We start from the raw sequence: 14137 nt of genomic DNA on the forward strand, positions 1-14137 counted from the left end.
CCGAGGCTGCGCGGCGCGTCGGCATGCCTGCGCGCTGGACGATTGCTTCGGTCTACATGCTGACCGGGCTGGCCTCTGCCGTGGCGGGCCTGCTGATCGCGGCGCGGCTGGGGTCCGGGTCGTCGAACGCGGCCGTCGGGTTCGAGTTGCAGGTCATCGCCGCGGTGGTACTTGGCGGCACCTCGCTGTTCGGCGGACGCGGCACGATCCTCGGGACCGTGCTGGGGGCGCTGACCATCGCCGTCATAGGCAACGGACTGATCCTGATGCATATATCGCCCTTTTTCACGCAGATCGTCACCGGGGCCATCATCCTGATCGCGATCTGGCTCAACACCCGGATCTTCACGGCGAATTTCTCGCTTCGCAGGCGCGGCTGACCGCTGCGCGCCAACGATCCAAAGAACGGACCCATCCCGACATGCAGACCATTTCCAGCAGCACCGGCACCGCCATCCGCGACATCTTCGGGCGGCCCAAGGCGCTGATCGGCATGATCCACTGCCCGCCGTTTCCGGGCGCGCCGCGCTATGACGGCACGCCGATGCCCGCCATCCTCGATGCGTGCCTGCGCGATGCCGAGGCGCTGGTCGAAAACGGAATCCACGGGCTGATGGTGGAAAACCACGGCGACATCCCGTTCTCCAAGCCCGAGGATATCGGACCCGAAACCGCCGCCTTCATGGCCGTCGTGGCGGACCGGGTGACGCAGGCCTTCGGCGTGCCGATGGGTGTGAACGTGCTGGCCAACGCGCCGATCCATGCCTTCGCCATCGCACGCGCCACCGGGGCGCAGTTCATCCGCGTCAACCAGTGGGCCAATGCCTATGTCGCCAACGAAGGCTTCATGGAAGGTCGCGCTGCCGAGGCGCTGCGCTATCGCGCGGCGCTACGCGGCGAGGGGATAAAAGTTTTCGCCGACAGCCATGTCAAACACGGCAGCCATGCCATAACGGGCGACCGGAGCGTGGCGGAACTGACCCGCGATCTGGCGTTCTTCGATGCCGACGCGGTGATCGCCACCGGCCAGCGCACCGGCAACAGCGCGACGCTGGAAGAACTGGAGGAAGTCGCATCGGCCACCAACCTGCCGGTGCTTGTCGGCTCCGGCCTGACGGCGGACAACATCGCCACGATCCTTGGCCGGGCCGATGCGGTCATCGTTGCATCATCGCTCAAGAACGGAGGCGTGTGGTGGAACCCCGTCGATCCTGAACGCGTAAAGGCCTTCGTCACCGCCGCGACACCCGCGCTGGGGGCGACATGAGCCTGTCGGACGATATCCTGCGCGACAACGCGGCGATCCTAGACCGGATGCTGGGCCACCGCTTTGTCGAAGACGTCTGTGCCGATCGGTTGCCGACGCCGGTGTTTCACCACTACCTCGCATACGAGGGGGCGTTCGTGGAAACGGCGATTGGCATCTTCGCCTTTGCCACTGCTCGCGCGCCGGACCTTGAAACTCGCCGCTGGCTGATAGCTGTGCAGGATGCACTCGCCAACACACAGGTCCCCTATTTCGAGGGTTGCGCTGCGAGGCTTTCGCTGCCCGCAGAGCCTGTCAAGTCGCCCGCCGCCCGGCAGTTCGACACGCGGATGCACGACCTTGCCGCGCAAGGGGACTTTGCCGAGATCGTCACGGCGATGTTCGCGGCGGAATGGATGTACTGGACATGGTGCAGCCGGGCCGCCTGTGCCTACATCAGTGACCCCGACCTGAAGGCCTGGGTCGAGCTGCACGTCGATCCCGCGTTCGAGGCGCAGGCCCGGTGGCTGAAGGCGGCGATAGACAGGTACGGCGCGCCGCAGGACCGCCCCGCGCTGTCGCGGATATTTCATGACGTGACTGCCTGGGAAATCGCCTTTCACGATGCGCCCTATGACGCGATGAAGGAGTCGGCCGCATGACCCATGTGTTCGAGCCTGCCGTGATGACGGTGCAGGGGCCGGTTTCGGCCGAAGACCTTGGCGTGACCCTGATGCATGAGCATATCCTGAACGACTGCCGCTGCTGGTGGCGCGGGCACGATCCGGGATTTACCTCTCCGCTGCGAGATCTGCCGGTCAGCCCGCAGATCATGTCTCGCCTACGCAACGATCCGTTCGCCAACCACGACAACTGCGCCCTGACGGACGAGGCGCTGGCCATCGCCGAACTGGGACAATTCGTGGCCGAGGGCGGCGCGACGGTCGTCGATCCGACATGTCGCGGGATCGGGCGCGATCCGCGTGCGCTTCGTCGCATCTCGGCCGCGACGGGGCTGCACATCGTCATGGGAGCGGGGTATTACCTCGAAGCTTCGCACCCGCCGGAGCTTGCGGAACTTTCGGCCGAGGACATCGCAGGCCAGATCGTGGCCGAGGCCGAGACAGGGGTCGATGGCACCGACGCGCGCATCGGACTGATCGGCGAGATCGGCGTGTCGGCCGATTTCACCGAAGCCGAACGCCGGTCGCTGACCGGGGCCGCGTTGGCCGCCGCGCGAACGGGCTTGCCGCTCATGGTGCATCTGCCCGGCTGGGAACGGCTGGCGCACGAGGTACTGGATCTGGTCGAAGCCTGCGGCCAGCCTGCCGATCGGGTGATCCTTTGCCACATGAACCCAAGCTGCCATGACCTTGCCTACCAGCGCACTCTGGCGCGTCGCGGCGCGTTCATTGAATATGACATGATCGGAATGGACTTCTGGTATGACGACCAGCAAGTCCAGTGTCCCAGCGATGACGACGCGGCGCGGTCCATCGCACAACTGGTCTGCGACGGCTTCGGCGACCAGATCCTTCTGTCGCAGGACGTGTTCCTCAAGATGATGCTGACGGAATACGGTGGGGCCGGATACGCCCATGTTCAGCGCCATTTCCTGCCACGACTCCGGCGGCATGGATTAGCCGTGCGCGATCTTGATCAACTCATGCTGGACAATCCGCGCAATGCGCTCCTGCGCCGCCGCGTCTAGGCGCGCAGCAAAATGGGCTGCGCTGCAGGACCTTTTAGGGCGCAGCTTGCAGTCTGACCGCGCGCGGTTCCGCAGGGTCTGAAACGCCTCAGGCATTGCACCGCGATCCTTGGTTTTCCCTTCGCTCCGGGGCGACCGGCTGCGCTGCGGACCGGTTCCCCGCCGCTTTTTCACCCGCTCGGCCGCAGCGACCGGTCTGCTCTTCAGCCTTGTCTTGTGCTGCTCAATTCGCCATCCTCGCGGAGAGATTGGCCTTCGGATGCGCGTTTCCAAGACGCACATCACGCCCTTCGCGTTCGCGGATTTCAGGCGCGTTTGTCGATCGCTGAGTATCTCGGTTTCTGGGCGACATGCGGCGTGACGCAGCTCGGACACGAACCCGAATGCTTCGTGGCCCTTTTCGGCGCCCAGCGTCAGCCGTCGGGGTGATGGGCGGGAAAGGCGGTGGATCATGTCCAGTGCAGCGCGCCGCCGTTCGGCATGACCGTCGGCTTGGGTCAGATCGAAGTTGCGCGACAACGTCCCTCGAAGCCCTCGAGAACGGCATCAAGCTGATGGGGCAGGCGGATCAACTCGCGCCTGCAACTCCTTCGTTCCGCTCCCTTTTGGTGTGACATCACGCCATGGTAGCCATTCAGGCTGGGGAGCTCGTCGTCCTCGAAACGGTTGTGCTTGATCTCGCGGGAGATCGACGAGCGGTGCCGTTCGAGCTTTGCCGCGATCTGCGCGATTGTCGCTTTTGTGATTAGCTGCCGCGCGATCCGGCGGCGCTTCTGCGGGTCTGCATCTTTGTGTGCCACGCTCATGCGGCCGTTTTCCTCGTAGGTGACAGGAAATGTCGTAAGCCAGTTTAGAATGTGCCCACGTTCCCCTCAGCATACTTAGAAGGATGATTATGTAATTTCAGATACGAGTCCTGCACGTGCCCTGGTCGCTGCGGCGACGACAGAAGGTGTCGCGGCGCACATTCTTCGTTACAAACACTGTTAACTACGAAGTCGAACCGACAGGGAGAGTCCAGCCATGGCACCAGCAGACGGATCGTCCGATTTTCTGAAAAACCTGCAGGCGTTCCACAGCCACGCCGAAACGCAGGACAGGCTGTCACTGGCGGGAAAGCCGGGCACCTCGTCGTTGGCGGGATGGTTTCTCGGTCCAATGGCCGAGAACAGGCAACTGTTCACCGACCTTGTCGTCAAGGCATTGAATGCCAATTGCGACGCCAGAGCCGAGTATGGCGGACAGTTCGGCGATCCGCCCTTCCTGACCGATGCGCGCAAGACCCTTGGGACCTACACCGACACGGTGGCGTCGCTGCACGAGAATCTCGACCGGATGTTGCACGACCTGCACGGGTCGATTCCGCTGTCGAGCTACCGCAACCAGTCCCACATGTACTGGGACATCACGCTGCCCGGCATGGTCGGGTATTTCGCGGCGATGCTCTATAACCAGAACAATGTCGCGGCCGAGGCATCGCCCGTCACAACGCTGCTGGAAATCGAAGTCGGGCGCGATTTGTGTTCGATGCTGGGCTACACCGTCCCGTCCGAGGCCGAAAGTCGGGCCGGGGCGATCACGCCGTGGGGGCACATCACCTGCGACGGGTCGGTCGCCAACGGCGAATCCATGTGGGCGGCGCGAAACCTGAAGCTGTTGCCGGTCACGCTGGCCGCCGCCATCCGGGCGGAGCCAAAGATGAAAGCGGGTGCCGTGCTGACGGTCCCCCGCCCGGCGGGCGGGCGCGCGCATCTCGTGGACCTGTCGGTATGGGAGTTGCTGAATCTACATGTGGACGATGTGATCGCCCTTTCGCCGCGCCTGCAATCGGAATGCGGTATCGAGGAAGAGACGATAAAGGAGGTGCTCAACGCCTATTCGGTTCAGGCTTTGGGACTAGCGGAATTCCAGCGCCGTTTCCTTGCGGCCGAGGTGCCGGAGCTGCCGGTGATCCTCACCCCGGCGACGGCGCATTATTCATGGCCGAAAAGTGCGGCGCTGCTTGGGCTCGGGTTTTCGCATCTGTGGAAGGTGCCTGTCGATCTCGACGGGCGAATGGATATCGTGCATCTGCGCCGCATGCTCGACCAGTGCCTGCGCGATCGGCGTCCGGTGATGCAGGTGGTGGCCGTGATGGGCACGACCGAGGAAAGCGCGGTCGACCCGCTGTCCGAGATCGTCGCACTGCGTGATGAGTACCGGCAGATGGGCCTCGAATTCTCGCTTCACGTGGATGGTGCATGGGGCGGATACTTCAATTCCATCACCCGCGCCCCGCGCGGCGCGGCGCAGGACGCCGCTGTGTTCACTGCCGACGGCGCGGACGAGATCCCCGTCCCGGGCCCGGGCGAGACACCGCTGCAGCACACGCCGGCGATGCTGATGAGCGATTACGTCATGCGCCAGTACGCGGCGCTGCGCCACGCCGACACACAGACGGTTGACCCGCACAAGGGCGGATTTATCCCCTACCCGGCCGGCGCGCTGTGTTATCGCAACGGGGCGATGCGCGACATGATCGCCTTCACCGCCCCGGTTGTCTATCATGGCGGGGTCGATCCGACGGTCGGGGTCTTCGGGATCGAGGGGTCCAAGCCCGGCGCGGCGGCGGCGGGAGTTTACCTTTCGCACAGCATCATTCGTCCGGACCGGTCCGGCTATGGCAAACTGCTTGGTAAGTGCATTTTCAATTCCAAGCGGCTCTATGCCGGGCTGGTGGGCATCGGTCACGGCACCGGCGCGGCACCCGAATTCATCCGCGTGATTCCGTTCCAGCGTCTGCCAGCGGAAAAGGCTGGGGGCAGCCCCGAGCAAGTCCGCGCGCAGCTCGATTTCCTTCAGGACGAGATCGTCCCGCGCGAGAATGACGATCTGATCGCCTTTCTCGCCGACAATCCAGCCGCGCTGGCTGTATTCCGCGAACTGGGGTCGGACCAGAACATCATCACCTACGCGGTAAACTTCCGTACTGCGGATGGCTGGAACAGCAGTGTCGCGCTTATGAACGAGTTGACAAATGACATCTACCGTCGGCTCAGCATCAGCGATTTCAATGGCGGCACTGTGCCAGACCAGCCGATGTTCGTCACCGGCTCCAGCTTCGAGGTCGCCGATTACGGGCAGGACTTCGTCGATGCGTTTGGTGCGCGGGCGGGGGTGGCACCCACTTCCGGGCAGGGCATCCAGTTCCTCGTGTCGACGACGCAGGACCCTTGGGTCACGGCGACCGCGCGGGGCAACTATCTTGGCTACATCGTGGACGCGTTCAAGCTGACAGCGCGGAGTTGCGCGGCGGACCTGATGTTGCGCCACGGTCTGGCCCCGTTTGATCCGGCGGGCTGAGCGATGGTGAAGACCTGTCCCTACGGCGCTTGGCCGTCGCCCCTCGCCCCCGAAGATCTGGCCGCCGGAACGGTAAAGTTCGAACTCACGGCGGTGGATGGCGATGCTATCTGGTGGGTGGAAAGCCGACCGGACGAAAAGGGCCGTTCCGTTGTCATGCGCTGGACACCGCGGGACGGCGCGCGCGATGTCACCCCGCCGGGTTTCAGCGCCAGCACGACGATCAACGGCTATGGTGGGGCCGCCCTTGGGGTGCGCGACGGCGTCGCGTGGTTCTCGAACCTTGCGAAGGCCGCGCATCCCCGCACCGGCGATCTGCGGCTGCACCGGCAGGTACCGGGCGAATACCCCCTGCCCGTCACGCCGCTGGTGCCCGGCTGCTTCGCCGAGATAGTGCCGGACCCGTCGCGCGGGCTGGTCTTCGCGGTTCACCAGGACCCGGATCGGCCACTGCATGGACAGGCGCGCCAAAGCCTTGTCGCGCTGGACATGGCCGGGCGCAAGCTGCCGGTGACGCTGGCCGAGGGTGGAGACTTCTATGCCTTTCCGCGTCTGTCGCCCGACGGTCGACGTATTGCTTGGATCACATGGGATTACCCGTCGATGCCATGGGACGGCACGCGCTTGCAGGTGGCCGAGCTTGACGCTCAGGGCGCTGCGATCACAACGCGGACAATCGGCGGTTCGCCTGCCGCGTGGATCGACCCGCAGCTTAATCCGGTGTTCCAGCAGGCTCTGCGATACTCGGACGAATCCATCCTCGAACCCGTCTGGGGGCCGGACGGCACGCTTTATTGCGTGTCGGACCGGCTGGAAGTGGACGGGGCGCGCTGGTGGAACATCCACCGCGTCGATGGCGACACGCTGGTGCCCGTCACGCAGATGGCCGCCGAGTTCGCGGCGCCGCTCTGGCGGCTTGGCACCGCGTCCTATGCCGTGATGGCCGATGGAACCGCGCTTGCCGCGTATTCCAGCGGTGGACTCTGGTCGCTGGGGCGGGTGTGCCTGGCCACCGGTACAGTGACACCGGTGGACACTCCCTATACAAGCATCGCTCATCTGCGCGTCGGTGACGGCTTCGCGGTGTTTGTGGGGGGGCGCTTCGATGCACCGGCCGCGCTGGTGCGGATGGACCTTGCGACCGGCGCCATGTCCGAAATTCGTAGCGCCAATCCGAACCTCGGCGACGCTGCGCGGGCCTGCCTGCCGGTGCCCGAGGCGATCAGCTTTCCCACCGGGCCGCAGGGCGCGGCCCCCACGGGCACGGCCCATGCGTTCTTCTACCCGCCGACCAACCCGGCGGTCGAAGCCCCAACTCAGGACCGCCCACCGCTGGTCATCGTGATCCATGGCGGGCCGACCGGTCCGGCTGGCGCGGCGCTGTCGATGGACATCGCCTTCTTCACCTCACGCGGGTTCGCGGTGATCGACGTGAACTATCGCGGCTCCACCGGCTTTGGGCGGGCCTACCACCAAGCCATGTACGGGGACTGGGGCGTTGTCGATATCGAGGATTGCGTGGCGGCGGCCCGGCATCTCGTCGCGCAGGACAAGGTGGACCGCTATCGCATCGTGTCGCGCGGCGGATCCGCCGGTGGTTATACGACACTGGCGCTGGCGACCTTCACCGACCTTTTATCCGCCGGAGCAAGTTACTACGGGATCTCGGACCTGCAGGCGATCGCGCGCTTCACCGACAAGCTGGAGGCGCATTATGCCGAACTGCTGGTCGGCCCCTACCCAGCAGCGCAACGGGTGTTCAAGGCGCGCTCGCCGCTGTTCCACGCGGACCGGATCGACTGTCCCCTGATCATTTTCCAGGGGGAGGACGATCCGGTCGTCCCGCGCGCCCAGGCGCAGGTGCTGATCGACGCGCTGATGGACCGCAAGCTCCTGGTCGCGTGGGAGTTTTTCCCCGGTGAAGGCCACGGGTTCAAGCAGCGCGCCCATATCGTCCAGTCTTTGGGCGAAGAACTCGCGTTTTACGGGAAGATCATGGGTTTTGTTCCATCTGGAGTGGTAATCTCGCCTGACATCCGCAACTGGGATGGCTAAAACCAGAGCATAAAGTAACCGGGGGATGTGCCATGCTCAAGATCGCGACAGGCCACAGCGAGGATCCAGACACGGTCATCGCCACGCGCGACGCGCTTGACATGGCGCTCGCGCATCTGGACGGATTGACCCCCAAGGGCGCCCTGGTCTTCGCCGGGATCGACACGGACCTGCGCGCGATGGTGGACACGATCCGCACCCGGTTTCCGGCGATCGAACTGTCGGGCTGCACCACCGATGGCGAACTGAGCGAACCGGAAGGATTCCTTGAGGACTCCGTCGTGATCACGTTGATCGCGTCCGATCTGGTCGATGTGACCGTCGGTATGGGTGTTGGCGCTGCGGGCGACCCTGACAAGGCCACGGCGCAGGCCGTTGCCATGGCGCGCGGCAAGACCGAACGCGATCCGGCGCTGTGCATCGCCACACCGGAAGGCATCGGTACGAATATCCATCACATCCTTGATGGATTGCGCGCCGCGCTCGGTGCCGATTTTCCGATCGTAGGCGGCGCGGCGGGGGACCAGCTTCGGTTCACCCGCACCAGCCAGATCTGCAATGACGAAATCGTAAGCGACGCGGTGGTCGTGATGCTGCTGTCCGGCCCGGTGATCTACTCATGCGGCGTGGCGACCGGTTACACGCCGCTGGGCCAGCGACATGTCGTGTCGCGCGCAGACGGGGCCGTGATCCACGAGATTGGCGGCAAACCGGCGGTGGAGCTTTACGACGACTACGTGCAAAGCCATTCGATCTTCTTCCCGCTCGCGGTCCATTCGCCGGAACGCGGCGGCATCGTTCTGAGCACGCCGCAGCATTTCGACCGCGAGACCGGATCGATCCACCTCGTCAACCCTATCCCGGCGGAAAGCGAGGTGCAGATCGCAACCGCTTCGCGGGACGAGATCATTGCCGCCGCCCGGGAAGCCGGTCGGCAGGCTGTCTCTGCCTATCCGGGTACGACGCCTGAGGCAGCGCTTGTATTCTCCTGCGCCGGTCGCCGGGCCGCGCTTGGAACGCGCACCAACGAGGAATACACCTCGCTGACAGAAATTATCGGACAGCGCATCCCGACAGCCGGGTTCTATACGTATGGCGAGATCTGTCCGCCCGGACCCGAAGGCCGGTCGCTGACTCACACCAACGCGCTGGTCGCGGTTCTGCTGGGCACGCGCACGGACTGACTTTTGCAGCGGGACACGGACAGAAGCGGTCCGCCTTCTGGCGAAGACCCTGCCCGCGAGATACGCCTGCTCGAAAAGCGTCTGCGCAAGGCCAACCTGCGCCGGGCAGAGCTTGAGCACCTGATGGATGCAAGCCACGCCTTTCAGCGCAACATCATCAACGAGATCGAGGCGGCACGCGCAGAGGTCGAGCGCAAGTCGCGCGAACTTGAGGCGCTGAACGCGTCACTTCAGAAGGAGAAGGCACGCACCGACCAGTTGCTACGGTCCATCATGCCCGAAGGCGTGGCCGAAGAACTCAAGACCACGGGCCGTGTCGCGCCGCGCCGGGTGGACAGTGCGACGGTGATGTTCGCCGATTTCGTGTCGTTTTCGGAAAGCACGGAACGGCTCGACCCGGTGGTGTTGGTGGGGATGCTGGACCACTACTATTCCGCCTTCGACCAGATCATTTCGCGGCATGGAGTGGAGAAGGTAAAGACCATCGGCGATGCCTACATGTGCGTGGCCGGCGCGCAGGATGACGAGCAAGGTCACGCCCGGCGCATGTTGTCGGCGGCGCGCGAAATCCTGATGTTCGTGCGTGACAGCCGGGCCAACCCGTCCCGCACCAGCACCAGTGCCTGGGACATTCGCATTGGGCTGAACAGCGGGCCGCTGTCCAGTGGCGTCGTCGGCCATGAACGCCTGAGCTATGACATATGGGGTAACACCGTGAACACCGCCGCGCGCGTGGTCAAGGCAAGTGCGGTGAACACGATCACCCTGTCCGAAAGCACGCGCGCGGCGGTGGGTGACGACCCCGCGCTGCGTTCGCTCGGCCGGGTGGAGGCGAAGGGCATCGGCAACGTCGCCATTTTCCGCTTCGCTATCTGATCGGGCCTAGTCCGCAAGATACAGCGGATGCACAGGCACAAGGCTGTCTGGCGCCTCATAGGCCTGCGCGACCGAAGGTGCAACATAGGGAAAGCGGTTGCTGAGTGGCTGGTCGCTAACATGCGGTGGCGGGTTGTCGTCCGGCGCATGGTAGAACGGGTTCACGTTGGCGATTGTCCAGAATACGCTGTCCTCGCGCAGGCTGCGTTGGTTGGGATAGGCGCGGTCTGCATCGGCGTCCCAGTGCAGGATGTCGGGCAGGTAGAAGTCGACGGTCTGCTTGACTTTGCCTTCGTCTACTTCCAGTTGCCGGAACCGGTAGGCGAACTGTGCACCATAGTTCTCAACGTCGTCGGCGGGCGGCGTGCTGTTGTAGGCGTTGTTCAGATCGCCGACTGTGGGAAAGCGGTCTCGGTCGCGGGGAAGATACGCCTCAGGGTTGTAGCCGACCGGGGTTTCGACAAGGAAGATGCCCTGCACGCCGGTCCGGCCCATGCGGTCCACCGCGCTCCCGTTCTCGTCGGATACGACCACCCAGAACCCGGCCTTGCGCAGCGCCGGTTCAAGCGGCACCTCAAGAACGACGACGGTCATGTCTGTCTTGCCGAAGGCGCCCAGCGATGTGGGCGCTGCGGGCAGCCCATCACCGCCCGACAGCGCCTCGCGGATGGCGAATTCGGCCGGGGCTGTCACGCCGGTGAAATCGAAGAAGAACGGATCGCGCCGGACCCCGGCGAAAAGCAATTCGCCCGCCTTGCCGCGCACCACCTCGAGCGGCGCGTTCAGCGCCGTTGTGCGCCCGGTTGCGATGGTCTGGCCCTGCCAGCCGTTCGATGCGGCTTCGGCACCTGTCGCGCGCTTCAGCTCGATCGACTGGGTCTGCGCCTGCCCGGCGATGTCGGCGGCACGCAGCTTGTAGGCCAGATCGGCGCGCGCATCGCCATCAAGGTCCAGCTTGAACGCATAGGTCAGAGACGGATCCAGCTTGATTTCGGACGAGGCCGAAGTGCCCGGCAGACCGCTGTTGGACAGCGGGTTGACCGTGAACACCATCGTCAGCCCGCCGGTTTCCGGCCCTTGGAAGATGAACACGTCGCCGATATCCGCAGCCGGGTTGGCCTGCGTGTAGGGGCTGTCCTTGTGGTCCGACGCCCCTGCCGCCCCGGCGAGCGCGACCGCCATCGCCGCCCCCACCGCCACCCGAATAACCGTTCTCATTGCCGTCTCCCTTTCGTACCGTAACATGGTTAACGCTAGAGCCATGCTGCACACCGGTAAATTGCAAATCCGGCCAGCCGACTGTGTTCCGGCGCACGGACCGGCGTTGCCGGTTTGCCATCGCTGAAGGATAGGGCGAGCCTTGCGATCAGGGTTGACGCTGCGGCGTCGGTGGAATGGAGGAATGTATGCCGGACACGGTGTCACATCTGGCAGGCTATGGCGGTGTTGCGCTGTATCTGTCGTCCTACGCGCTGTTGCAATCGGGCGTGCTGCGCGGCAGCGGAACGGTCTATACCGTGATGAACCTTGCCGCCGCGCTGCTAGTGCTGGTCAGCTTGTCGCGAGATTTCAACCTGTCGGCAGCACTTATCCAGGTGTTCTGGGTCACGATCAGCTGCGTCGGGCTGGCCCGTCAGGCGATCCTGAGCCGCAGCGTGACGCTGTCCGGCGAAGAGGCTGCATTGGCTGCGACAGCCTTGCCCAGCCTGTCGCGCCTGCAGGCGCGCAGGTTCCTCGATACCGGAACATGGGTGAACCTTCCGTCCGGCACGGTGCTGACCACTGAAGCGGAACCGGTCCGCGCGCTGACCTACCTTTCGGAGGCCGAGGCGACGGTTGGCTGTGGTGGACAGGAGATAGCCCGCATCACCAATGGCTTCGTGGGTGAGATCAACGTGCTGGGCGAGGGTCCGGCGTCGGCTACGGTTCGGATCGCGCAAGCTGGCCGGGTGTTCATGGTCTCGGCAGACGCCCTTCGCGCGCTTCTGGTGCGGGACAGCGAATTGAAGGCGCTGGTACTGGGCGATCTGCGCCATGATACGGGGCGCAAGCTACATGCGCAAAACCGCGGTTCGGCCAATCCGCAGCCCTGAACCTGGCCCAGGTCGATCTTGTCCGCTTGTGCCGTACAGCGCCCTTGGCCCACGAAAGAACCCGGACGCCTGATAGGGCGGGCGGAGGACGATGGTCAGGCGTGCCGACCATCAGTCGTTGGCAGGTTGCCGCGCACCGCTATTCGGCTGGCGAGGGATGCGGTGCGCAGTTACGAGATCATGCGGCGGTTTTTTCCCGCGCAGTGCGGCGGGTCGCCGCTGTTGCAGCAAGGGCGCCAAGCAACATCACAGCCGATGCCGGCAGCGGGATCACGCCGGGTGCCGCCGATACGGTCACCGAAGGCTGCGAGAAGGTCACGGTTTCGGAAAGTGGTCCGGCCATCGTTGCGAAAGGCGCCGTCGGCGACTCGGACATGAGAATCGCTGAAGTGCCCGCGCCGACACCCGTGAAGTTCAGATCGAACAGGAAAACGTCGCCCGACACATTTCCCGAGAAGAACCGCGAAAACATCACCATCTTGGTGACGACCCCGGGCGAGGACGACGATGGAACCGCTAGCGGGCCGATTGCGGGCGGGTCACTGACGCTAGTCAGGAAGAAGTCGCCGAAGGCGGCGGAATCGAAGCTAAGAACCGTGTCGTCAAAGCTGAAGAACAGGTCGGCTCCCATGAACTCCGGGAAGTTCTCGGTTGTGTAACGAATGGTGACCTGCTCCCCGACTGCGATGTCAGGGCCCCCAACCGCAAAGTTGCTGTTCACGTTGATCGCGTGGCTCTGGGTCGCCAGAGTGCACAGGCTGAAGATGGTCGCCAGGATGAATTTACTGTTTAACATTGAGTCCTCTTTCCCCTTGCTCAGGACCTAGACGATAAAGTCGAATGCGGACGCCCCAAGAGGCTGGCCGAACAGCGATACGAAGAGCGCCGCATCACCGCTGCCCACCACACCGTCGCCGTCCAGGTCCGCGTGCGGATCGGTCGTGCCGAAGGCCCCGACGAAATAGGCCGCATCGGCGCTGCCGATCACGCGGTCATTGTCGAAGTCTGCGTCGATGATGTTTCCGTATCCGTCCCCGTCGCTGTCGTACTGCGATGGATTGAATACGAAGACCGCGTTGTCTTCTATGTCTGCCACTCCGTCGGAATCCTGATCTGCGTTAACCACTATGCCAACTGACGCCGTGTCAAGTCCACCGTTTCCGTCGGATACCGTGTAGGTAAATGTATCCACAGCGGCCATATCGCGCAGCAAACCGTCGAAGGCACCGTTGGCGTTGTAGGTGAAGTCGCCGTTCTGCCCGACTGTGACCTCTGCCCCGGATGCTAGGGCGATGGTCGTCCCGACTGCGGCGGCGCTTCCCTGAACGGCGCTGACTTCAAGCACGTCTGTCGAATCGGGATCGCTGTCGTTGGCCAGCAGGTTGTCGGCGACCGTCGTGTTCCCGGCCGTGTCATAGCTGTCGTCCATCGCCACCGGCGCGTCGTTTTGCCCGGTGATCGCGACGGTGACGGTGGCCGTGTCGGAGCCGCCCTGCCCGTCGTCTACGGTGTAGGTGAAGCTGTCGGTGGCCTGCTCGCCCGCCGCCAGTGCCTCGAACGCGCCGTTCGGGTCGTAGCCGAAGGTGCCGTCGCCGTTGTCGGTGACCAGCCCCAGCGTGCCGGTGGTATC

13 protein-coding genes and 1 pseudogene are annotated in these 14137 nt (G+C 64.3%); 9 read left to right on the plus strand and 5 right to left on the minus strand.

The genetic code is table 11. The features are described from left to right. The 4 genes from DKT77_RS11710 to DKT77_RS11725 form a co-directional block, all read left to right on the plus strand. A partial coding sequence (locus tag DKT77_RS11710; protein ID WP_420798294.1) for an ABC transporter permease occupies positions 1 to 380 on the plus strand: 380 nt, incomplete at its 5' end. 41 nt (positions 381 to 421) lie between these two features. Next, entirely contained in the window at positions 422 to 1267 is an 846-nt protein-coding gene (locus DKT77_RS11715) for a BtpA family protein (protein WP_109809928.1), read from the plus strand. Further along, on the plus strand, positions 1264 to 1908 hold the full coding sequence (locus DKT77_RS11720; protein WP_109811895.1) for a TenA family protein: 645 nt from the start codon (positions 1264 to 1266) through the stop codon (positions 1906 to 1908). Before DKT77_RS11715 ends, DKT77_RS11720 begins: the two co-directional genes overlap by 4 nt. Further along, the gene (locus DKT77_RS11725; protein WP_238547833.1) at positions 1905 to 2957 is read left to right on the plus strand and encodes a phosphotriesterase family protein; all 1053 of its coding nucleotides are present in this window, start codon (positions 1905 to 1907) and stop codon (positions 2955 to 2957) included. The genes DKT77_RS11720 and DKT77_RS11725 overlap by 4 nt, the downstream gene beginning before the upstream one ends. A gap of 311 nt (positions 2958 to 3268) precedes the next feature. Here the strand turns inward: DKT77_RS11725 and DKT77_RS11730 are convergent. Next, positions 3269 to 3461 (minus strand): annotated as a pseudogene (locus DKT77_RS11730) (IS5/IS1182 family transposase); the annotation flags it as partial. Beyond that, positions 3455 to 3763, minus strand: coding sequence for a helix-turn-helix domain-containing protein (locus tag DKT77_RS11735; protein ID WP_109811896.1), 309 nt, complete (start codon positions 3761 to 3763; stop codon positions 3455 to 3457). The pseudogene DKT77_RS11730 and the gene DKT77_RS11735, both read right to left, overlap by 7 nt. Before the next feature lie 217 nt (positions 3764 to 3980). Between DKT77_RS11735 and DKT77_RS11740 the strand changes: the two genes are divergently transcribed. From DKT77_RS11740 to DKT77_RS11755, 4 genes are read left to right on the plus strand one after another with little or no spacing between them, the layout of a single operon-like run. Continuing rightward, positions 3981 to 6299: a pyridoxal phosphate-dependent decarboxylase family protein gene (locus DKT77_RS11740; RefSeq protein ID WP_109811897.1), complete on the plus strand. Its 2319-nt coding sequence runs from the start codon at positions 3981 to 3983 to the stop codon at positions 6297 to 6299. A gap of 3 nt (positions 6300 to 6302) precedes the next feature. Continuing rightward, positions 6303 to 8354 carry a S9 family peptidase gene (locus tag DKT77_RS11745; RefSeq protein ID WP_109811898.1) on the plus strand — a complete coding sequence of 684 codons (2052 nt, stop codon included), beginning with the start codon at positions 6303 to 6305 and terminating at the stop codon, positions 8352 to 8354. Between the two features lie 32 nt (positions 8355 to 8386). Continuing rightward, a complete protein-coding gene (locus tag DKT77_RS11750; RefSeq protein ID WP_109811899.1) occupies positions 8387 to 9538 on the plus strand; it encodes an FIST signal transduction protein in 1152 nt (383 codons plus the stop codon). A 3-nt stretch (positions 9539 to 9541) separates the two neighbouring features. Beyond that, positions 9542 to 10414: an adenylate/guanylate cyclase domain-containing protein gene (locus DKT77_RS11755; protein ID WP_109811900.1), complete on the plus strand. Its 873-nt coding sequence runs from the start codon at positions 9542 to 9544 to the stop codon at positions 10412 to 10414. 6 nt (positions 10415 to 10420) lie between these two features. Here DKT77_RS11755 and DKT77_RS11760 read toward each other — a convergent pair whose 3' ends face one another. After that, a complete protein-coding gene (locus DKT77_RS11760) occupies positions 10421 to 11632 on the minus strand; it encodes a DUF4331 family protein (protein WP_238547834.1) in 1212 nt (403 codons plus the stop codon). Positions 11633 to 11820: 188 nt separating this feature from the next. Between DKT77_RS11760 and DKT77_RS21000 the strand changes: the two genes are divergently transcribed. After that, the gene (locus tag DKT77_RS21000) at positions 11821 to 12507 is read left to right on the plus strand and encodes a CBU_0592 family membrane protein (protein WP_238547835.1); all 687 of its coding nucleotides are present in this window, start codon (positions 11821 to 11823) and stop codon (positions 12505 to 12507) included. A gap of 178 nt (positions 12508 to 12685) precedes the next feature. On the opposite strand, the gene DKT77_RS11770 is transcribed toward DKT77_RS21000, so the two are convergent. Both DKT77_RS11770 and DKT77_RS11775 read right to left on the minus strand, forming a co-directional pair. Beyond that, positions 12686 to 13303, minus strand: coding sequence for a cohesin domain-containing protein (locus DKT77_RS11770; RefSeq protein ID WP_109811902.1), 618 nt, complete (start codon positions 13301 to 13303; stop codon positions 12686 to 12688). A gap of 27 nt (positions 13304 to 13330) precedes the next feature. Further along, positions 13331 to 14137: Ig-like domain-containing protein (locus DKT77_RS11775; protein WP_238547836.1), on the minus strand; the 807-nt coding region annotated here is incomplete at its 5' end.

Origin of the sequence: Meridianimarinicoccus roseus, from assembly GCF_003172915.1 — a bacterium.
Classification (GTDB): Bacteria; Pseudomonadota; Alphaproteobacteria; order Rhodobacterales; family Rhodobacteraceae; genus Meridianimarinicoccus; species Meridianimarinicoccus roseus.

Bases quoted from the DNA above. Each gene is read 5' to 3' on its own strand.
- DKT77_RS11715 (WP_109809928.1), top strand. From the start codon at position 422: ATGCAGACCATTTCCAGCAGCACCGGCACCGCCATCCGCGACATCTTC.
- DKT77_RS11720 (WP_109811895.1), top strand. From the start codon at position 1,264: ATGAGCCTGTCGGACGATATCCTGCGCGACAACGCGGCGATCCTAGAC.
- DKT77_RS11725 (WP_238547833.1), top strand. From the start codon at position 1,905: ATGACCCATGTGTTCGAGCCTGCCGTGATGACGGTGCAGGGGCCGGTT.
- DKT77_RS11735 (WP_109811896.1), bottom strand. From the start codon at position 3,763: ATGAGCGTGGCACACAAAGATGCAGACCCGCAGAAGCGCCGCCGGATC.
- DKT77_RS11740 (WP_109811897.1), top strand. From the start codon at position 3,981: ATGGCACCAGCAGACGGATCGTCCGATTTTCTGAAAAACCTGCAGGCG.
- DKT77_RS11745 (WP_109811898.1), top strand. From the start codon at position 6,303: ATGGTGAAGACCTGTCCCTACGGCGCTTGGCCGTCGCCCCTCGCCCCC.
- DKT77_RS11750 (WP_109811899.1), top strand. From the start codon at position 8,387: ATGCTCAAGATCGCGACAGGCCACAGCGAGGATCCAGACACGGTCATC.
- DKT77_RS11760 (WP_238547834.1), bottom strand. From the start codon at position 11,632: ATGAGAACGGTTATTCGGGTGGCGGTGGGGGCGGCGATGGCGGTCGCG.
- DKT77_RS21000 (WP_238547835.1), top strand. From the start codon at position 11,821: ATGCCGGACACGGTGTCACATCTGGCAGGCTATGGCGGTGTTGCGCTG.
- DKT77_RS11770 (WP_109811902.1), bottom strand. From the start codon at position 13,303: ATGTTAAACAGTAAATTCATCCTGGCGACCATCTTCAGCCTGTGCACT.